General features: G+C 37.7%; 19 protein-coding genes. 1 reads left to right on the forward strand and 18 read right to left on the reverse strand.

Features of this window, described 5'->3' with window-relative positions; translation table 11 throughout:
* Nucleotides 1–277 precede the first annotated feature (277 nt).
* From WKT11_RS11715 to WKT11_RS11740, 6 genes are all read right to left on the reverse strand, one after another.
* Complete coding sequence (locus tag WKT11_RS11715; RefSeq protein ID WP_181977671.1) at nucleotides 278–493, reverse strand: hypothetical protein; 216 nt, start codon at nucleotides 491–493, stop codon at nucleotides 278–280.
* A gap of 559 nt (nucleotides 494–1,052) precedes the next feature.
* Nucleotides 1,053–1,967 (reverse strand): transposase, encoded by a 915-nt coding sequence (locus WKT11_RS11720; RefSeq protein WP_340284444.1) that lies wholly within the window; start codon nucleotides 1,965–1,967, stop codon nucleotides 1,053–1,055.
* Nucleotides 1,968–2,361: 394 nt separating this feature from the next.
* Nucleotides 2,362–3,600, reverse strand: coding sequence for a tyrosine-type recombinase/integrase (locus WKT11_RS11725; protein ID WP_117675389.1), 1,239 nt, complete (start codon nucleotides 3,598–3,600; stop codon nucleotides 2,362–2,364).
* 105 nt (nucleotides 3,601–3,705) lie between these two features.
* A complete protein-coding gene (locus WKT11_RS11730; RefSeq protein WP_084414526.1) occupies nucleotides 3,706–3,885 on the reverse strand; it encodes an excisionase in 180 nt (59 codons plus the stop codon).
* Between the two features lie 4 nt (nucleotides 3,886–3,889).
* A complete protein-coding gene (locus tag WKT11_RS11735; protein WP_181977672.1) occupies nucleotides 3,890–4,999 on the reverse strand; it encodes a replication initiation factor domain-containing protein in 1,110 nt (369 codons plus the stop codon).
* Nucleotides 5,000–5,057: 58 nt separating this feature from the next.
* The gene (locus WKT11_RS11740; protein ID WP_117495356.1) at nucleotides 5,058–5,387 is read right to left on the reverse strand and encodes a hypothetical protein; all 330 of its coding nucleotides are present in this window, start codon (nucleotides 5,385–5,387) and stop codon (nucleotides 5,058–5,060) included.
* Between the two features lie 249 nt (nucleotides 5,388–5,636).
* On the opposite strand from WKT11_RS11740, the gene WKT11_RS11745 reads away from it, so the two are divergent.
* The gene (locus tag WKT11_RS11745) at nucleotides 5,637–6,320 is read left to right on the forward strand and encodes a helix-turn-helix domain-containing protein (RefSeq protein ID WP_117675391.1); all 684 of its coding nucleotides are present in this window, start codon (nucleotides 5,637–5,639) and stop codon (nucleotides 6,318–6,320) included.
* A 127-nt stretch (nucleotides 6,321–6,447) separates the two neighbouring features.
* Here WKT11_RS11745 and WKT11_RS11750 read toward each other — a convergent pair whose 3' ends face one another.
* From WKT11_RS11750 to WKT11_RS11805, 12 genes are all read right to left on the reverse strand, one after another.
* Nucleotides 6,448–6,900 (reverse strand): helix-turn-helix domain-containing protein, encoded by a 453-nt coding sequence (locus WKT11_RS11750; protein WP_117675393.1) that lies wholly within the window; start codon nucleotides 6,898–6,900, stop codon nucleotides 6,448–6,450.
* Between the two features lie 97 nt (nucleotides 6,901–6,997).
* Entirely contained in the window at nucleotides 6,998–7,849 is an 852-nt protein-coding gene (locus WKT11_RS11755; RefSeq protein ID WP_117675395.1) for a MerR family transcriptional regulator, read from the reverse strand.
* 334 nt (nucleotides 7,850–8,183) lie between these two features.
* Nucleotides 8,184–8,846 (reverse strand): hypothetical protein, encoded by a 663-nt coding sequence (locus tag WKT11_RS11760; protein WP_340284450.1) that lies wholly within the window; start codon nucleotides 8,844–8,846, stop codon nucleotides 8,184–8,186.
* 305 nt (nucleotides 8,847–9,151) lie between these two features.
* Nucleotides 9,152–10,090 (reverse strand): translation elongation factor Ts, encoded by a 939-nt coding sequence (tsf, locus tag WKT11_RS11765; RefSeq protein WP_340284452.1) that lies wholly within the window; start codon nucleotides 10,088–10,090, stop codon nucleotides 9,152–9,154.
* A 99-nt stretch (nucleotides 10,091–10,189) separates the two neighbouring features.
* Nucleotides 10,190–10,933, reverse strand: a complete 744-nt coding sequence (gene rpsB, locus WKT11_RS11770) for a 30S ribosomal protein S2 (protein ID WP_118137477.1) — start codon at nucleotides 10,931–10,933, stop codon at nucleotides 10,190–10,192.
* A gap of 197 nt (nucleotides 10,934–11,130) precedes the next feature.
* Complete coding sequence (locus WKT11_RS11775) at nucleotides 11,131–11,898, reverse strand: pseudouridine synthase (RefSeq protein WP_117675402.1); 768 nt, start codon at nucleotides 11,896–11,898, stop codon at nucleotides 11,131–11,133.
* A gap of 102 nt (nucleotides 11,899–12,000) precedes the next feature.
* Complete coding sequence (locus WKT11_RS11780; RefSeq protein ID WP_118137479.1) at nucleotides 12,001–12,651, reverse strand: CPBP family intramembrane glutamic endopeptidase; 651 nt, start codon at nucleotides 12,649–12,651, stop codon at nucleotides 12,001–12,003.
* 188 nt (nucleotides 12,652–12,839) lie between these two features.
* Nucleotides 12,840–13,487: an HAD family hydrolase gene (locus tag WKT11_RS11785; RefSeq protein WP_117675406.1), complete on the reverse strand. Its 648-nt coding sequence runs from the start codon at nucleotides 13,485–13,487 to the stop codon at nucleotides 12,840–12,842.
* Nucleotides 13,488–13,569: 82 nt separating this feature from the next.
* Nucleotides 13,570–14,526, reverse strand: coding sequence for a hypothetical protein (locus WKT11_RS11790; RefSeq protein WP_118137523.1), 957 nt, complete (start codon nucleotides 14,524–14,526; stop codon nucleotides 13,570–13,572).
* A 10-nt stretch (nucleotides 14,527–14,536) separates the two neighbouring features.
* Nucleotides 14,537–15,793, reverse strand: coding sequence for a serine/threonine protein kinase (locus WKT11_RS11795; RefSeq protein ID WP_118137481.1), 1,257 nt, complete (start codon nucleotides 15,791–15,793; stop codon nucleotides 14,537–14,539).
* A 479-nt stretch (nucleotides 15,794–16,272) separates the two neighbouring features.
* The gene (gene argS, locus WKT11_RS11800; RefSeq protein WP_117844294.1) at nucleotides 16,273–18,039 is read right to left on the reverse strand and encodes an arginine--tRNA ligase; all 1,767 of its coding nucleotides are present in this window, start codon (nucleotides 18,037–18,039) and stop codon (nucleotides 16,273–16,275) included.
* A gap of 130 nt (nucleotides 18,040–18,169) precedes the next feature.
* Complete coding sequence (locus tag WKT11_RS11805; RefSeq protein WP_117675412.1) at nucleotides 18,170–19,042, reverse strand: DegV family protein; 873 nt, start codon at nucleotides 19,040–19,042, stop codon at nucleotides 18,170–18,172.
* Between the last annotated feature and the right edge of the window lie 299 nt (nucleotides 19,043–19,341).

Here is a 19,341-nt window from a genome sequence, read left to right on the forward strand (position 1 = left end):
TTTCTCACCTCCTGCATAATCTATATGCTTCATATGATCGGTAAATTGTTTCACTACTCTCAGTATAACAAACACCGTAAAGACTTACCAGAGGAAAATACCGCCGTTTATATAAAAGTGACCGTGTCTTTAAAAACCGGCAAAAGCCTTGATTTTATTCAATGTCATTAACTTTAGCAAAAGCAGAAATCGTAATTATTATAAATTATGATTCCTGCTTTTTTACTTTTGATATGGGCATACTTATCCCTTGTTTCTACTATTCATATCTTTTTAGCTAATACGCTCTTTTATGAGTATTTGAATATTTTCCTGCTAACTGGCCTTTCGTTCTTTTGTAATGACGGTCAGGACGAATCGGAACAAGATTCTTACTGATATCTTCATATATCTGTTGAAACAAGATACTTTTCTTTTTCTCATTCGTCTCAAGAAGAATATAGATCAGATCATTTTTTAAGATTCCAATACTAACTGTCTGATTGATCATCATTTTATGCTTTTTCTCTGTCTCTTTCTGATCCAGTTCACGTTCTGCGTCTAATATGATATCTTCAGCTAAATTACTCAGATATATGGTACTGTATATATCCTGTAATAACAGAATCGCTTTTGTCCCTGTGAAATTTTCTAATTGTAGCCGACTTTTTAAGGTTTCGTATGCAGTTTCTATTCCCCATATGCCGATATTTTAGAAATGCCGATTTTTAACTTTCTGAAATATTGGATTTATAGGACTTTATAAATGTATCGGCATTTCTTACTATAGAGACGTAATCAGTCATTATTATAGTATTTCCTTTGATGAGGATGAGACAATCTGTGAGATAAGCGATGTTGATGATGAAAGCACGGTATAAACTTAGCGATAGTGACAGTTCCATCTTTAAGGATGATGTGGTGTTCAAGTATGCCAATGACGAAGATACTATCAAGCGGCTTTGTGGATTGAAATAAATGCCGATAGTTTATTACCCGTGCCTGACATTAGGTCAGGCATGGAATCTTATAGAAAATTTATCGGCATTTCTAAAATATCGGCATATGGAATATTATGCAGATATCGGCATAATATTCCATCTCATATGATATAATTCTTTAATTTCGTTTGTAGAGAATTCAATTTCTGAGAGATTCGTGGCTAACACTTCTAAGCTTTCATTTTCTAATGGGATTTTTATCATACGTAATGAAATTTCTCCCAGTTCTTTCATACGTTCTCCATCTATCGTCCCTTCATAATGTCTGATTCTTGACTTATCAAGTTTTATTTTAACCAATTGATCATTTTCCGACAGACTGCTTTGTTCTTTTTTATAATCACTGCTTTTTAAACGTACGATAAATTTAATACCTTTATCCATCATATGTATAAACGCAGGTGTAGAAGGATATCCTCGGTCCATGATAATGATAAATGGAATATTTCCTATTGTTTCCGGTATTCGCTCTAATTGCTTTTCTGCCAGGCGCATCTCATCAAATTTTACTTTGTTACAATCACTTTCTAGTATCATGCGATTCATTACATCATAGATACAGCCTAATCCTATTTGAGCCTGGGGTTTTGTATTTTTTCGGCTTGCAGAACCATACAGTTCCAGCGTTTCAGCAGTGGTAGGAATATTAATGTCTGAGCCGTCTGCTGCTAATATTAAATGACCTTTATAAGTTGAAAAAGAAGAATCCGCATAGAAGTTGCGGTTATGATATTTATACAGCTCTAAAAAAGCATCTGGATTAAGTTTCATACGCTGTTTCAGATATCCTGGTTTGGAAATGAAAGTTCCTGGATGAGCAATTTTCATATAATTTCTCAGTTCCAATGCCAATGTCAGCCCCTTTCTGTTTATCATTGTGAAAGGAAGATCCTGAAGAGGCATTTTTCTGGTTCTGGTAAAATGATTTTGGTTACCAGACCGACAAAATGCCCTAAATTCATTAGAATTCATTTTTTCTATATCCATGAATGTACGTTTTTGAGAATGTTTCATGAGCATCACATCCTTTTCTGCGGCAGGTTCATGGTTTCTCTTTACAATATAAGCATATCAAAAAAAGCAGAAGATATCTAATCCTTTTGGAATAAATATCTTCTGCTTTAAGTTAATGACATTGAGTGTTTATAAGACTCTCAGGGCCTATAAATACTTAAATTTAAATAGAAAATTAATCTTTACAGATTATTTACCCATCTGCTTTGCCAACTTTTCCTTACTGTTTTCTCAAATGCCCATTTTATAAGGCTTTCTACGCTTTCCTCAATTCTGCTCTTCCATTTTACCTAATTTCCCTTTGGGTAGAAACTTTTCATTCCCGTTGAAAGCAAATTTCTCTTATTTTGCTATGTTGGGTACTCTTTTATGCACACTGGGTAGAGTTTTTATTTTTCTGAACTTTCTGTTTTTCACTCACGCTACCAAACTTTGCTATTTCTTCTTCAAATTTTGTTTCTGTCACATGAGTATATATGTCAATCGTTGTACTGTAATGCTGATGTCCCATTAGCATTTGCACTACTTTAGCGTCCATTCCTTTTTCAAAGCACCTGCTACAAAATGTATGTCGGATTGCATGAGGATAAAGGTCTTTAAATTCTATCGGCTCTCTGTTTTCCTTTACCGCTTCTATTGCTTCTTGAAAATTGATTGCTTTTACTACTTTCTTAATTTCTTTTTCTGCTACATTCCGAATAACTGGACTTCCTAAAGAAGTGGTAAACACCAAGTTATCAAATTCTCCACTTGAACGCCAACGATTTCCATAGGCTTTTTTCTGCCTGTTCTGTTTTTCTTTTTGAGATAACAGAGTTTCTTCTGTTTCTGCCATAAACGGAATACTTCTGTATGAATTATGTGTTTTAGGCTTTGTTAGTCGCATAGTCTTTACTCCATTTTCATATTGGCAGGATAAAGACCTTTGAATGTTAATACATTTCTTATTCCAGTCTATATCTTCCCATTTCAGACCACCAACTTCTCCAATTCGCATACCTGTTAGAAACATAATGTAAAACATCTCTTTATACCAGTTATGCTCTACTTCCTGCAAAAACCTTGTTTGCTCTGCCATTGATAAGAAACGTCTTTCTGCTGTTTTATTTTCCCAAGGTACATTGATTTCAAAACATGGATTGATGTCTATAATACGATTATTCTTTGCAGACTCCAAACACTCCCGAACTCTGCCTAAAGCATCTCGCATACTGGAAGACGCTCTCCCCTGTTTATTCATATCGTTAATGACACGCTGAATATCCAAGTTCCGTATATCTGTCACTTTCATATCTCCTATTGCTTTTCCAAATGTATTATAATATTTGCTACGCATAGGGAACACGCTTGTTTCCTTGATGTTAGGAATTTTATAATTTGTAAACCATTCCTCAAACCATTCGTTCAGCGTTACTTTCTGACGTTTTATATCAATGTTGTTTCTTGCTTCTTCCTTTGCCTTTTCAAACAATACTTTTAATTTCTTCAAATCAACGTCATACAAGTTAATGTCTATTCCGTTTATCTTTGCTCTTGCTTCGTATCTACCGTCCTTTCTTTGACGTAAACCTGTTCCTAATTCTTTTCCTTTTAAATCTTTACCCATAATCTCTACCCTTTCTATCAATCAAATATCTTGATAAATAAAAAGGGAACTTCTGTGATTTTAACCATATACTACTATAAGTTCGCCTCCTTTTCAATCAGAACTTCAATAACTTTTTGTCTGTTGCTCTAACCATGTATCTAATAATCGTCTGTTCGCATACCACCGATACCCAATCTTCATGGAAAACGGACAGTTTCTACTTTTCAAGAGTTCTCTTGTCTTTGTTTCTCCAAGTCCAAGATACTCACTTACTTCCTTTAAATTTAATAATGCTTTTTCTATACGATTATCCCCTTTCCTCTAATCTTCTTGCTTTTATGTAATCATCATACAACTGTTTCTGTGTAATATTCATTTCTCCATTTGCTACAAGATTACCAATATAATCTCTCTGCTCTATCTTTCCAACCTCTGCAAACAGTTTCAAAGACGGAGCAACATACTTTTCCAACCACTCCCACACCTTTTGTAAACTCTTCTTCTGTGGTTGCATAGTAAGTTTGACCGTGCCTATGTCTTTCATCAGTTCTGCCCACGCTTGATAGGTTGGATAAAGTCTTTTTCGTGTTGTCATGCTATCTGTCGGCTTTTCTAAAAATCGTATTTTGCTGTTCAATACTTCCATTGCCAATCCTGCCACATCTCTATATCTCAATAATTCCTGTACTACACTTACTGCCATTTCCTGCCGAAATCTCAATTCATATCTGTTCCAATTTTCGTCTAATTCTGTTCCATACTTTTTATTCTGTTCATATCCCTTTTCATAAAATACCAATCTCAAATTACTGGCTGAACTGCCGAGATAAAGACTTCCACCTTTACTCTGAAACACTTCCTCTTTCAGTTCTCCCGAGTCGTGAAAATCTATCTCCCGTAACTTTGAAGAAAGCAATCCCTCTTTTGTCCGTACAATCAAATCGGGAATACTCAAATACGGTTTTCTGTCGTCAATCGCCAAATCAATCCGAGGAAAATTGATGTGATACTGACAAACTCTGTTTAAGAAATCAAACCATGTTTCCTCATTGAGTTGTAAAAAATTCTCATAGTTGCGACAGCCTTTCCCACTCATCAAAATCTGAAAGCCTTGATACTGTGAATGTCCTGTCGGCTTTAGCACCTTGATATTATCGAATATTGCCACAACCTCATGCCCTGCAATCCCTTTTTCATAGCCTGTTACCGTCATAAGTTCCAAAGGTATTCTCAGCACATCTTCTATAACTGCTTCTAACGGAACTTCCTTAATGGTTATCTGACACCAGTCTATCAAGGCACTTAATGCTTCTTTCTGCCGTATTACTCCCCTGTTAGTGTAGGGGAGTTCTGGAAGAAAACTTCCGCTTCTTTCTTCCAAATTTATCAAACCTCCAATCTGCAACGGCGTTGCCATTGCCCTGCCCTCAACCTGACGTTTGGTACGTCAGAACGAGGACAGGAACTTTGACTGCCTACATATTTTTATTTGGAACAGAGTGGATACCCTTACAGGTAATCTTCTCCACTAATACAGGGAAATTCCCTCTCTGCACATAAGGAGCATAAACTGGTTCTTCCAGTTCCACTACCGCATAAGGCTCAATCTTCGGAAGTTCCGTTGCTTCCAAGCGAATATCCACGCTGTTCCCAAGTTTCATGCTTCCAAGATGAAGTTTTAAGGCTTCCACTTCCTCTGTTTTCTTCTTACTGTCTTTATCATAGCGGTAGCAGTTATCCGCACCCATAAAACGAAGTTCTCCAAATGCTTCTTTTACCTGTTCTTTTGTCAATGTAATCTGCATACACGTTCCTTTCTCCCCGTTGAACCGATAGGTCAGTTTCTCATATTTTCATTTTCCTATTACGACGTTGTTTTAAGTTCAGTTATTTCTGAACTTAATTGTATATTAGCACAGACACATTCGTTTTGCAATAGGGAGTTTAGTTTTTTATAAACTTTTTGTTTTCTTTTTTCTGAACTTGTGGTATAGTGTCCTTAGACGATAAGATATGAAAAGTTATAACAGGATATGGAAAGAGAGGGTTTTCAGATGAATACAATCGCAGAACGGATTAAATTTGCCATGAAAGCAAAAAACAAAAAACAAGTAGATATAGTCAAAGATACTGGTATCAGCAAAGGAGCGTTCAGTTCCTATCTTTCGGGACAGTACAATCCGAAAGCCGACAAACTAGAACTGATTGCCGACTCTTTAGATGTAGATTTGCGTTGGCTTTACGGGGAAAATGTACCTATGGAAAATGCTCAAAAATATGATACTGCCCTGCAATACGTCTTTTACAACAACTCCTGCTCCGAGTATCTTCTTGATGATTTAGATGATATGTATATCGCAATGAAAACACAGTATTCCGCCCTCATTCCACGCTTTTATGTCCTTGTCAACCGAAGCGGAAATGAAGTACATATACTGCCTTTATTTTTAAGAGAAGATAGTTCCGAGTTCTACGAATGTCCGTCTGATTTTTTCCACGCAGACAGGCACAGCGTTTTTACAAGAGATTTTGACAGTATCAATGTGGAACTTTCGACTGCCACCGTCTATTATTATGGAATTGATACAAAGACTTATGAACCGAAAGTTACCACGCTGTCCTACTCACAGGCTGACGATTGTTTTTATATCGACAATGGAATACAGAGCGGTCACATAAAAGCATTTGAAAAAGAACTGATGAAAGAAGCACTTTACTTAAAACATAACGCCCAGTAACAAACAAGAGGACTTGCAAGGTTTCCGACCTTTCAAGTCCTCTGCTGTATCATGGTGCTGTTAGCTGTGTCCGTTCTGTCAAGGACTGCCCTACGGCGTATCGGCTTCGCCTTGTTCCTTGACCTCACTACATTTCTCTCAACTTTTTAGAAACTATGAAATTACAAAGAAATGCTACCGCTACAATAATAAAGCAAATGATTGTACACCATCCAGGTACTCTCATATCTAATTGCACTCGTAACAAAATCGTGATTGCTAAAAATACAGCTCCCACAATTTGTATAAAGTCTAATATTTTTTTTTGAAGTGTCTGTAAATGCTTTTTCTCTTTTATTCTTTCAGATTTCCATATTCCATAATTTACTTGCATATCATTTACATCTTCATCTGATATAAGTTCGTCCATACTTACATCTAGTTCTAACGCCAGTTTTTTTGCCGTAATCAAATCTGGACATCTTGAACCATTTTCCCAACGACAAACTGTCTGCCTTGAAACATATAACTTATCTGCAAGTTGTTGCTGAGTGAGATTTTTTTCTTCTCTGAATTTTTTGATGTTATCATTTAATGCCATACTCCATACCTCTCTTTCATTCACATCATATAACGATAGAACCCAAAATAAAAGTACCAGTATGTATTTCCTGTGTTTCCATTTTGGTAACATCTGTTTATTCTAAGTTTTCTACACCATAATACCGATATATCGCTGAACCAATGTATTTTGTAACACCTTTTCCGTATTGTTTATCTGTGTCTTCTTCCAACTGAGAATGATTCAAATAATCTTTAGCCATTTCTAATAATAATACTCTTGCATTATCCATTTTAAAAAGATTTTTACAACTTTTCCCCAATCTTTTTACTGCTTTCATTGACATATCTTCATCTGAATTTTCCATTGCACAAGCAAACTGTTTATAAATCAAGTCCATCTCATTTTTTTGCTCTGTAACTTCTTCTCTAGTTCCTGTTGACTTCAGACTTGCTTCTACTGCTTTTTCTTTACTTCCATATATCTTAATTAAATGCTCACATGCCTTTTCATCTTTAAAGCCTTCCGCAACAGATTCTTTAAACTTCTCAATATCTCCATAATGCTCGATAATTATTTTCTTGTCTTCTTCACTCATAATTTTTAAAGAATGTTGTATTATTTTTTGAATATCATCTTTATTAAATGTTTCAAAACTCATCTTGTCCTCTCCTTTCAACACATCAGAAATCAATTCGATAATACCATTCAAACGATTCCGTTTCATTTCTAGCATCATTTTCTGTGTTTCAAGAATCTTACGATTATCACTTTCAGAATTCTTCATAATTGCTTTTATTTCTGACAATGGAACTTCCAGTTCTCGAAAAAACATAATCTGACGTAATTTTTTCAATGAGCTTTCATCATATAAACGGTATCCTGCTTCTGTTACTTTAGCAGGTTTTAACAAATCAATTTCATCATAATATCGTAATGTTCTTATGCTAATTCCAGTCAATTCTGATACTTCTTTAACTGTTTTCATAAGTCCTCCTTTCCCTTTCATCGTAAACCGTTACGTTACTAGAGAGTCAAGATGTTTTTTCTATTTTATCACAAATTCAATAAAACCGCCCTTAATTTTACAAATGAGAAATGACGCAAATAATGTTTCCACTACCTACGCCATTTCTCATTACATCTTTGAAATATTTACTCCATTTTCTTTCAATCTTTACTCCATTCTAAAAATCTGTTACGATATTTTGCGGTATTCTACGATACCTTTTCTTTGAAGAAAAATGTCTGTAAACCTTGATTTCAAACGAACTTTTCAATATTTCCAAGCACTTTATTCTGTTGTGAGATTTTCTTTCAAATTATTTCTGCACAATAATTTCATAATTTTCCTTTTTTAATGATTGTTTATCTATTACATCCACCGAAAATATTTTCTTCTCTTTTTTTTCAAACACTACATCAAAAATAATATATGTAAGTATTGCCTCTTTAATTGGTGTTAATACATTGAAATATAACATCTCATACGACTCTAAGCATATATTTTGTGTTGAAACTCTATTCAAAAAAGATACTATCATATTCACCATTGATTCAGAACAAAAGTTTAAAGCAACGCAAAGAATATAAAACACACCAAACACAATATATTTTTTACTTTTATCATTTTTACGATAAAAAAATAACACCACTATAAATAATAAATACATTGTAATACTCATGAACGCTTTAATATCTTCCATTCCTCTGAGTATCGCATTATTTTTTAAGGAAAACACAGCACAAATGTACAAGACAAACATAATCGTGAAAAATGGTAATATCAATTTTAATAAATACCAAAAATCAAATTTATTGCCATCAATTTTTCTTTGTATACGATTTAATAACAAAGGATTCATTGGTGTACTACAAATAATCGTAGTAACAAATGATGCCAAAGGTCTATCCGTCATAAAAGACATTATAATCAATACGATATTTACTATCCAAAATATTATTTCTGCTATTATCCTTTTCACTATTAATGTCACTCCCAATCTATTCTTTTCAAAGTCAACTTTTTAATATTCTAAAAAATGAGAGCATATCACTTCCGCAATATACTCTCATCACTCACAGCGTTCCCTTTCTATTTTAAACAACAAACAAATTCCTCGTTAAGAGGTTGGGTAAATTTCTTTACCCAATACCCTACCCAATCTGTACCCAAAATAGCACGATATTTTGTGAGATTTTACAGTAGTTTATAACACTTGTCAAAATAGCTAGAAACCGCTTAAATACGCTATTTAATTCGCTTTTTACCAGTCCTACGATTGATAAATTAGTTTCCCATCTGTTTTGCAACTTCTTCTGCGAAGTTCTCTTCTTTCTTTTCGATACCATCACCTGTCTCGTAACGTACGAAACCTTTGATTGCAATCTTAGCGCCGTTTTCTTTAGCAACCTGCTCTACGTATTTAGCTACAGACTGTTTTCCATCTTCAGCTTTAACGTATGTCTGGTCAAGAAGGCAGATTTCTTTAAGCTCTTTTTTGATACGTCCTGTGATCATTCCTTTGATAACCTTAGCCGGTTTCTGGGATTCTTTCGGATCGTTCTGGATCTGAGCCATAAGGATTTCTTTCTCATGCTCAATGTATTCTGCGCTTACTTCGCTGTCGCTTGTGTACTGTGGTTTCAGAGCTGCAATCTGCATTGCAACGTTCTTAGCCATTTCTTTAACAGCGTCATTAACTACGTCTGTTTCAACATCTACAAGAACACCGATCTTACCGCCCATATGTGTGTAAGAAGCAACGAAACCGTTCTCTTCTGTAACCTGAGCAAATCTTCTGATGTTCATGTTCTCGCCGATAACTGCGATCTGAGCTGCAAGAGCTTCTTTAACAGTCTTAGTTGTGTCAAGTGCCCATGCTTCTGCAAGGAAAGCGTCGATATCTGCTGCTGTTGTGTTCATAGCCTGAGCTGCAACATCTGCTACGTAGTTCTGGAATTTCTCATTCTTAGCTACGAAGTCTGTCTCAGCGTTAACTTCTACAACAACTGCTTTCTTTCCGTCTTCAGAAACTAAAGTTTTGCAAAGACCTTCTGCTGCTACACGGCTTGCTTTCTTCTGTGCTGTAGCAAGACCTTTCTCGCGAAGGAATTCTACTGCTTTATCCATATCACCTTCTGTAGCTGTAAGAGCTTTCTTACAATCCATCATTCCGGCGCCGGTCATTTCTCTTAATTCTTTTACCTGTGCTGCTGTGATAGCCATTTCATTTTCCTCCTGAATAATATTCGTAAATCGCCCGGAGGGGCTTTTCCTTTTCAATGACAGGAAAGCCTGTCAGCTTTCCTGTACTGGTTCAAAAAATTATTCTTCTGTAGCTGCGAACTCTTCAGATTCAGATTCGATTTCACCGTCTACATCTGTAGTACCCTGTTTTGCTTCGATAACAGCGTCTGCCATTTTGGAAACGATTAATTTTACTGCACGGATAGCGTCATCGTTACCTGGGATTACATAATCCAGTTCTTCTGGATCGCAGTTAGTATCACAGATACCGATAAGCGGGATTCCTAATGTATGAGCTTCCTGTACGCAGATTCTTTCTTTCTTAGGATCTACGATGAAGATTGCATCCGGAAGTCTCTTCATTTCTTTGATACCACCTAAGTTTTTCTGTAACTTAACGAGTTCTTTTTTCAGTTCGATAACTTCTTTTTTAGGAAGAACGTCAAATGTTCCATCAGCTTCCATAGCTTCGATCTGTTTCAGTCTTGCAATACGGCTCTGGATAGTTTTGAAGTTTGTAAGCATACCACCTAACCATCTCTCGTTTACATAGAACTGTCCGCAACGCTCTGCTTCTGTTTTGATAGCATCCTGAGCCTGTTTCTTTGTTCCTACGAATAAGATGCTTCCGCCGTCTGCTACGATATCAGCGATTGCATTGTAAGCATCGTCAACCATACCTACAGACTGCTGTAAGTCGATGATGTAGATACCGTTTCTCTCTGTGTAGATGTATGGAGCCATTTTAGGGTTCCATCTTCTTGTCTGATGTCCGAAATGTACGCCTGCTTCTAAAAGCTGTTTCATTGAAATAACGCTCATGTTTGTTCTCCTTTTTGGTTAATTTCTTCCGCCCGGTTCTTTTTCCTGGGGACCCAGCCTCACACCGCAGGGCACCATCCGCGGGAATCTCCGAACGTGTATATTTTGCACACGCAATAGATGCGCATGACTCGCAACTTCTGTAGTATAGCATACAAAAACCCTCCATGTAAAGAGGGTTTTTTGCAAATTTTCTATTATTTTGCCGCAACACTGTCTTTTAGTTTTTTCTCTTCTTCGACCGTTAACTGGCGGCATTCGCCTATGTCCAAGTCATCCGGCAGGCTCAAAACACCCATGGAAATTCTTTTCAGATAAGTAACTTTTTTTCCCACTGCCTCAGTCATTCGTTTAACCTGATGGAACTTACCCTCTTTGATAGTAAGCTGGATTTCTGAAACCCAGCCGGACGGATATTGTTCCAATTCTGTATCTTCAGCTTTTCTTGTGCTGAGGATTTCAAGTTTTGCGGGCATAGTTGGATTTTTTTCTCCAATTTCAAGTCCCTGTGCAAATTGCTGTACATCCTCATCTGTCATGCATCCGTCTGTGACAGCATAATAAGTTTTGTCCACGTGTTTCTTCGGAGAAAGAAGTTCATGTGCCAGTGCTCCGTCATCTGTGATCAGAAGCAGACCTTCTGTGTCTTTATCCAGTCTTCCTACCGGGAACAGACCTTTTCTGTCTGACGGAACCAGCTCCATTACTGTTCTGTCACACTTGTCTTCTGTTGCACTGACATAACCTGCGGGTTTATGCAGAAGATAGTAAACAAACTCCGGCGCTTTGGAGACTACCGTTCCATCCAGAATTACTTCGTCTGTTTCACTGACCTTTAGTTCTGGCTTCTTTGCTGTTATACCGTTGACCTGAACTTTTCCCTTTTGAATATATTTTTTTACCTCACTTCTTGTGCCGCTTCCTGCATCTGCAAGGAATTTGTCGAGACGTATCGCTTTCCCCATTCTTTTCTCCTGTCAATCCACATACTATTATTGTTCTATTTTCACTCTGTCGGCTGTAAAATCTATTTTTAAAGTGAAATCTCTCTTACGTCCGGTTAATACTCATATCATTCTCTTCTTTTCCCGTGTGCTGCTCATTTTCTCAAAATGAATAAAGCAATATACTACGCTAAATAGCAGAATCAGATAAATCAGTATCAAAATCTGCATGCCATACTTTGTCGAAAACAGATCCAGTGCATATTCTGTAATCAGCAGCGACCAGATGTTAGCTCCCATATGAAGCAGCATACTACTGTAGATATTCCCGCTCATTTCCAGAATATATGCAAATGCAGTTCCCAGAATACTTGCATAAATTCCCTGCACAATGTTTCCATGATAAATGCCAAATATCAGTCCCGATATCACTGCTGCCACAGGCATTTTAAGCCAGTCACGCAAACGCAGATAGATCAGCCACCTGAAAATCATTTCCTCTGCTGCCGGTGCAACAATTCCCATCCAGAAAATCATCATAAGAAGGGATTTTCCCTCTGTAATCCTGGTCATGCTATCCTGATAAGTTGTGCTGCTGATAAATGACTGCAACATTGCCATAAGAAAGTTTCCATACTGCGCCAGTCCTGCTCCTGCCAGAAGCAAAAGAAGTATCTGTGGCAAAGAAAGCCTGACTTTTTTCTGTACAGGTATCAATCCGCCCGCAATTCTTCTTACCTTATCTCTGTGATAAAAAATCAATGCAGATATCATCGCCAGGATTCCTGTCAGTCCTGTAAGGAAAATTGTATAATTATAATAGGTTTCCGCGGCATTCGCAGATATCCTTGCAAAAACAGCCAGCGCAGTTCCTGCAACGATCTGCGAAATCAGAAAATGAATTCCTACGGGATATCCTGCCCTCCAGATTTTAGAAACAATACTTTGTTTTCGCAGAGGGCTCAGGCGAAAAAATTTACAATTTCTTCCGCAGAATCAACGATTTTCAGAGGTTCTGCATTGGTAAGTTCTTCTTTTGTTCCATATCCGAAAGAAACAGCGATACATTCCAGTCCTGCCTTGCGCGCTCCATATACGTCATGTTCTTTATCACCGATCATGATTACCTGTTCTCTGTGTTTGTCCATATTAAGGCGGCAAAGAACATCCTCAATGACTTCTGTTTTATTAGTTCTGCGACCATCCATCTCACTTCCGCCAATTTCTGTGAAATACTGGGTAAGCCCGAAATGATCCAGAATCTGTCTTACATATAGTTCCGGCTTAGAAGAGGCAACTGCAAGAATATATCCCTTTTTCTTTAACTGTGCCAGCATATCTTCGATTCCAGGATATACGGCATTCTCGAAGATTCCTGTTACGGAGTAGCGTTCCCTGTAAATTTCTACTGCTTTCTTTGCAGTCTCCTCATCAACCTGCGCATATTTCATAAACATCTCCGTAAGCGGTGGCCCTACAAAAACTTTCAACTTCTCAAGATCAGCTTCCGGTTTTCCGATTCTCTCCAGCGCATACTGGACAGATTTGGTAATACCCTCTCCGGATTCTGTCAATGTTCCATCTAAATCAAACAAAATAACTTTGTACATGTTTTCCTCCTGTTTCAGTAAATATCGATATAATATGGTAGATTATATCATTGTTTTTCTGACACGTCTATGAGGAAAAAATTCAGGAATTCATTTTTATCAGTCTCCCTCCCTGAGAAATAACAAGTAATTCTATTTTGTTTATCTTAGCATCTTTCTTTATATCCAGGATGATTTTATCCTCTTCCCAATACCAGGGACACTCCATTCCATTAAATCGAACGGAAAGAATCTGAACAGAACCCTGAGATACTATCTTGATTTGCGGAGTATGGGAATTGTCTGGGGTTTGTATACATTGAAATTCTACAGGTTCATTTTTTGTATGTGCATATTTACCTGTATACACCTGAACATCTTCATTTTTAGAATTTTTAAAGTCACCTGCGTTCTTGCTTTCCTTCTTTGTGCTATTTTGTGTTCTCTTATTTTTCTTTACTGATTTAGGTGTCGGTATACGGGTTGGTTTTGGCGTTTTTGTTGGCTTCTGGTGTTTGGCAGGCTTGGGCGTCGGTATCGGTGTTGATGTTGACGTTGGCGAGATTTCTTCTGGTCTTTTAACAGTAAGTCCGTTATCTGTCTGAGATATGTTTTGTGTATTGTTATCTATTTGATATTGACTATTCCACTGTGAATTATCGCCTTGGATACTATTGTTACCTTGAAAATTATTATTCTGCTGAGAGTTGTTATCCCATTGAGTATTGCCATTCCCTCCAATATTATTCTGCTGCGGGTTGTTGTCCCATGGCTGTGTACTGTCCTGCATATTATCCTGTGTTCCGTTTCCTGTACCATTATTATACTGATATTCATTATCCTGTACATGGCTATTCTGAGTTGTATTTTCTGTTGTGCTGCTATCCGTCTGCCAGCTGTTTTCCCACGTATTCTCCCAGCTGCTCTGATTCCACCACTGTTCTTCCTGCCATTGCCAGCTACTGTTTTCTCCATTTCCCACATCAATGTCAAATCCTCCCATCTGCATGGCAGAGATTGTTGCAGTCAGACACAAACACAAAAATACTGATGCTATCATTAAAAAATATTTATGATTTTTCTTCAATTCTGATCATCTCCGTTTTCCATAATTCCAGATTTCTGCTGTCTGTATTATCCAATATTGCTTCTTTTGACTCATATTCTCTCCATAGTGTCTGACTGGCTTTCTGTTGTCCGGTGCGCAGCAGAAACATTCCGTATTCACCGTATCCGGCTCTATAAGCCTCATCATAATGAAGCATCTGTTCATAATATAGCCTGACATCTTCATAACTCTCCTGATATTCACTGTTTGTCGCAAGAAGCTGTAATATTTTTCGGGTTTCTTCTTTCTTAGTATATTTTCCCTGTAATTTTCTTAACCTTCTGTCTGCCTGTTCACATATTTTCTTTTTGACCTTGCTGCTGCCATTTTGAAAATCTTCCTGATAATACAGATCAGTAATTGCCGTCAGTTTTTCATAAAAATCATCTGATTTTGAACCAGACACCAACCTCGAGCCAAATAAAAGAAATATCATGATCATGGCAAATGCAATACTGCTTCCTGACAAGGCCAGAATATTTTTTATCTTGCTCTGACTTTGTCTCTTTTGAATTCTGCTTAATTTCTTCTGTACAGTCTCCATATTCTGAAAACGCATTTCCGGCTTTTTCTGACAACATCGAAAAATAAGACAGAACAGTGACATATTTTGTATAAACAGCAAAAAATCAGATTTTTGACACAGGGCAGATAGTGTTTTTCCAAATGTATAGATATCCGTTGCCGCATTGATCCTGCCTTCATACTGTTCCGGCGCTGCAAATCCATTTGTGCCTGTACATACTTTATGCTGATATTTATAGCCATTCACCGCGCCACCCAGATCGATCAGATACAATCTGCCGTTTTCACCAAGCATCAGATTATCAGGTTTCAGATCACCATAGTATACCGGTGGTTTTTGGTTATGAAAATATACAAATATTTCTGTAATCTCTATTCCATATTTGATAATCTCTTTTATGGAAAATCGTTCCCCGCTTCGTATATATTCACCCAGAGATTTTCCTTTTACATATTCCATAACAAGATAACATTTCTGATCATCTTCTATATAATCTACCATCTTTGGAAGAGATGGATGAGACAACTTCAAAAGCATTCTGGCTTCATTTCTGCCGGAAACAGGGATTTCTTTTACCGCCCACAATACTCCCAGTTCCAGGTCTCTGGCAAGATAGACTTTCCCACCACCGCCTTTTCCAAGAGGCTCCAGAATACAATAACGCCCTTTTAATACAGTTCCAGATAAATTCACCGGCGCACCTCCTTATTCAGTTATCAAACAGATAAAATCATCCACTTTCGTTGCATGATTCTACAGTCAATCGGATATTCGCAATTGAAGCAGGGAACTTACTTGATTCGGTTAAATTTAAAAATTGGAAAAATACGATGAAAGAACTTCACCGCTAACAGATAAATATAGAATAGCACATCTCGTTCTTTTTGAAAAGCCCTGTTTTTATATTCAGAACATTAATATAAACAGAGGTTACTGTTCACTCCGTTCACAGCAACACGCTTCGCGATGCACAGAATTTATGCTAATCGCATAAATTCGCGCGGTATGTCTCGGGTTTTCTGTGACCTTCGCTCACACAAAACACCTCGCGGGATATTACCAGTGAACAGTAACAAACAGAGGACAGTACAATATTTGTATACTGTCCTCTAATGTTTCGGTTTTTAAAGCAGATTCGAATATCTGCTTAATTTTAATCGACTGATATCTCTTTACATTCTGTCCGGTGCAGAGAATCCAAGAAGATCGATGCATGTTTCCAGAACTTTCTTTGTGAGTTTCAGCAGCTGAATGAAAGAAGCTTTCTGTGCTTCGTTTTCTTCACTGAGAATCTTTGTCTCGTGGTAGAAGCTGTTAAATGCATTGGATACTTCGTAAATATATGCACAGATCTTATGTGGTGCTTTTTCTTCGAAAGCATTCTCTACAATTGCGCCGAATCCTGTCAGCTGAAGCATCAGATTCTTCTGGCTGTCGTTTACAGGGTCAAGGATTGCACCTGCATCAAGGTCACCGCCTTCTTCTGTAAAACGGTTCAGGATAGATTTGATACGAACGATCGTATAAAGAATATACGGACCTGTATTTCCTTCAAATGAAGTAAATCTGTCAATATCAAAAATGTAATCCTTGGTAGCCTGGTTGGAAAGATCACCATATTTAATCGCAGAAAGTCCTACGATCTCAGCAGTCTCTCTTGCATCTTTATCCTTTACGCTGCGGTTTTCAACGATCTTGGTAAACATCTCTTCATTGATGTCTTTGATAAGAGTTTCCAGACGCATAACGCCGCCCTCTCTTGTCTTAAACGGTTTGCCGTCTTTGCCATTCATTGTTCCAAATCCAAGGAAAGAAAGCTTTGTATCATCATTTACAAGACCTGTCTTTCTTGCGCAACGGAATACCTGAATGAAATGAAGTTCCTGACGTTTATCAACTACATATAAAATCTCATCCGGGTTGAACAGTTTCATACGCTCAACGATCGTTGCAAGGTCTGTAGTTGTATAAAGAGAAGCACCGTCTGATTTTAAAAGCATACATGGCGGAATCTCTTTTGTATCGTTTTCTTCTTTTACATCTACTACAAGAGCACCCTGATCTACATAGGCAAATCCTTTTTCTTTCATCTCTTCAACCATTCCAGGAATATATGGCTGGGCATCAGATTCTTTTTTCCAGAGGTCGAAAGAAACATTTAACTTGTCATAGTTGCGTTTCAGGTCTGTAACAGATACATTCATGATATGATTCCAGAGAGCCATATATCCCGGTTTGCCCTGCTGAAGAAGATGAGTTGCCTCCAGTGCCTCATTTCTGTATGCCTCGTCCTCTTTGGACTTGCCACTTGCGCAAGGATAAATCTCTTCCAGCTCGCTGATTGTAAATGGTGCTTCTTCCGGATATTCTCCTGTATAAGAATCATCAAAGTAGACAAGCTCTGGTTTTCTGTGTCTCAGTTCTGTGATGATAAGTCCCATCTGCAGACCCCAGTCTCCAAGATGTACATCACCGATCACTTTATGACCTACAAAACGGCCGATTCTTTTAATACTTTCTCCGATGATTGCAGAGCGGAGATGACCTACATGGAGAGGTTTTGCAACGTTTGGTCCGCCGTAATCAATGATAATTGTCTTTGGCTCTTTTGCTGCAGATACGGAAAGTTTCTCATCTGCTGCCATTTCTTTTAAATAGTCTGCAAGAAATTCACCTTTTACTTTCAGGTTGATGAATCCTGGTTTTACAACTTCTGCCATAGAGAAAACCTGGCTGTCTTTTAAATAAGCTACTACATCATCTGCAATCATAAATGGCGCTTTTTTATATGCTTTTGCACCCGCCATGGCACCATTGCACTGAAATTCGCAAAGGTCCGGTCTGTTGGATACGGTTACCTTTCCGTAGGACGGATCGTATCCTGCTTTTTCAAATGCTGCGGAAAGTTCTTCCGCCATCTGTTCCATCAGTTTCTTCATTCTCTAACTCCTCAAATTGTTTTACTTTGTAACTATTCAGCAGTCTGCTATTCTGCAAAAGTGCCAAACAGTTCCTATATTTTTATAATCAGACAGACAAAAGTCCCTGCCTGTATCCGGCATATTCTGATTAATCCACTACCACTTTTCTTGAACATGCAACAGCGATAGCACCATGTCCGATATGGCATGCAACACTTAATGATAACGGATTCTGTACAATCTCAATTCCAGGGAAAGCTTCTGCAATCTCTTTCTTAAATTCCAGAGCTTCTTCTTCGTTTCCTGTATAAGCAGACTGCAGACACATCTCGCCACGTTTCACATATTCAGCGAAGCGGTTCTCCCAGTCATTCTGCATAGCCTTAAGCATGACACGCTTTGCCTGCTTCTTGCCTCTTGTCTTGGAATATGCATCCAATTTCTCTCCCTGAATCTGGAGTACAGGTTTTAAGTTCAGAACTGTTCCGATTGCTGCTGCCGCCGGAGTAATTCTTCCACCTTTTTTAAGATACTTCAATGTTTCCAGAGTAATATAGATACTGGAATCAAATTTCTGCTCTTCAAGAACCTGTTTGATCTGTGCTGCATTTCTGCCTGCATCTCTTAAGGTAAGTGCATCCAATACAGACTGTCTCTGTGTAACAGAAATTCTCTGATTGTCTACCACTTGCACTCTCCCATCATATTCCTGAGCAAGTCCCATAGCTGTATCACAGGATGCACTCAGACCGCTTGACATAGGAATATGCACTACTTCATCATACTCTTCAAGAAGTGTATTCCAAAGCCCGCACACATCTGCCGGTCCCGGCTGGGAAGTGGAAATAGTCTCATCATTCTTAAGTCGCTCATAAAAATCTTCCTGTGAAAGAGTGATTCCTTCAAGATAAAGCTTCTCATTAATATAAAAAGGCATCGGAATCACGCTGACACCAAGTTCTCTTGCCTGATCCTGTGTTATGCCGCTGTTACTGTCTGTGACAATGGCAATTTTTCCCATATTCATATCTCCTTTATTATAATTTCATGATATCAGAGGCAAAAGACCTGAAAGTCATTCTTACTTGCCCGATAAGACCTTTTGACTCTGATATCATTTCATCGTAATCATTCAGTCTTTAGTGTAGCATATTTTTCTTTGTATCTCAATCCAGAATATAAATTTTTCCATTTCTATCTTAAAATCCAGTGTACTGGTCACTTAATATCTGACAAAACTCCATAGAATAATTTTATATCGTCAAGGAGTTCACCTAAAAGAATCCATCAGGAATACCTGTAAATTCACACTGTTCCTGC

This window comes from Blautia sp. HCN-1074, from assembly GCF_037890165.1.
Taxonomy (GTDB): Bacteria; Bacillota; Clostridia; order Lachnospirales; family Lachnospiraceae; genus Blautia_A.

Excerpts from the sequence above, each read along its gene's own strand:
- WKT11_RS11715 (WP_181977671.1), bottom strand. The coding sequence starts at position 493 with ATGATGATCAATCAGACAGTTAGTATTGGAATCTTAAAAAATGATCTG.
- WKT11_RS11720 (WP_340284444.1), bottom strand. The coding sequence starts at position 1,967 with ATGGATATAGAAAAAATGAATTCTAATGAATTTAGGGCATTTTGTCGG.
- WKT11_RS11725 (WP_117675389.1), bottom strand. The coding sequence starts at position 3,600 with ATGGGTAAAGATTTAAAAGGAAAAGAATTAGGAACAGGTTTACGTCAA.
- WKT11_RS11735 (WP_181977672.1), bottom strand. The coding sequence starts at position 4,999 with ATGGCAACGCCGTTGCAGATTGGAGGTTTGATAAATTTGGAAGAAAGA.
- WKT11_RS11740 (WP_117495356.1), bottom strand. The coding sequence starts at position 5,387 with ATGCAGATTACATTGACAAAAGAACAGGTAAAAGAAGCATTTGGAGAA.
- WKT11_RS11745 (WP_117675391.1), top strand. The coding sequence starts at position 5,637 with ATGAATACAATCGCAGAACGGATTAAATTTGCCATGAAAGCAAAAAAC.
- WKT11_RS11750 (WP_117675393.1), bottom strand. The coding sequence starts at position 6,900 with ATGGCATTAAATGATAACATCAAAAAATTCAGAGAAGAAAAAAATCTC.
- WKT11_RS11755 (WP_117675395.1), bottom strand. The coding sequence starts at position 7,849 with ATGAAAACAGTTAAAGAAGTATCAGAATTGACTGGAATTAGCATAAGA.
- tsf (WP_340284452.1), bottom strand. The coding sequence starts at position 10,090 with ATGGCTATCACAGCAGCACAGGTAAAAGAATTAAGAGAAATGACCGGC.
- rpsB (WP_118137477.1), bottom strand. The coding sequence starts at position 10,933 with ATGAGCGTTATTTCAATGAAACAGCTTTTAGAAGCAGGCGTACATTTC.
- WKT11_RS11775 (WP_117675402.1), bottom strand. The coding sequence starts at position 11,898 with ATGGGGAAAGCGATACGTCTCGACAAATTCCTTGCAGATGCAGGAAGC.
- WKT11_RS11780 (WP_118137479.1), bottom strand. The coding sequence starts at position 12,651 with ATGATATCTGCATTGATTTTTTATCACAGAGATAAGGTAAGAAGAATT.
- WKT11_RS11785 (WP_117675406.1), bottom strand. The coding sequence starts at position 13,487 with ATGTACAAAGTTATTTTGTTTGATTTAGATGGAACATTGACAGAATCC.
- WKT11_RS11790 (WP_118137523.1), bottom strand. The coding sequence starts at position 14,526 with ATGATAGCATCAGTATTTTTGTGTTTGTGTCTGACTGCAACAATCTCT.
- argS (WP_117844294.1), bottom strand. The coding sequence starts at position 18,039 with ATGAAGAAACTGATGGAACAGATGGCGGAAGAACTTTCCGCAGCATTT.
- WKT11_RS11805 (WP_117675412.1), bottom strand. The coding sequence starts at position 19,042 with ATGGGAAAAATTGCCATTGTCACAGACAGTAACAGCGGCATAACACAG.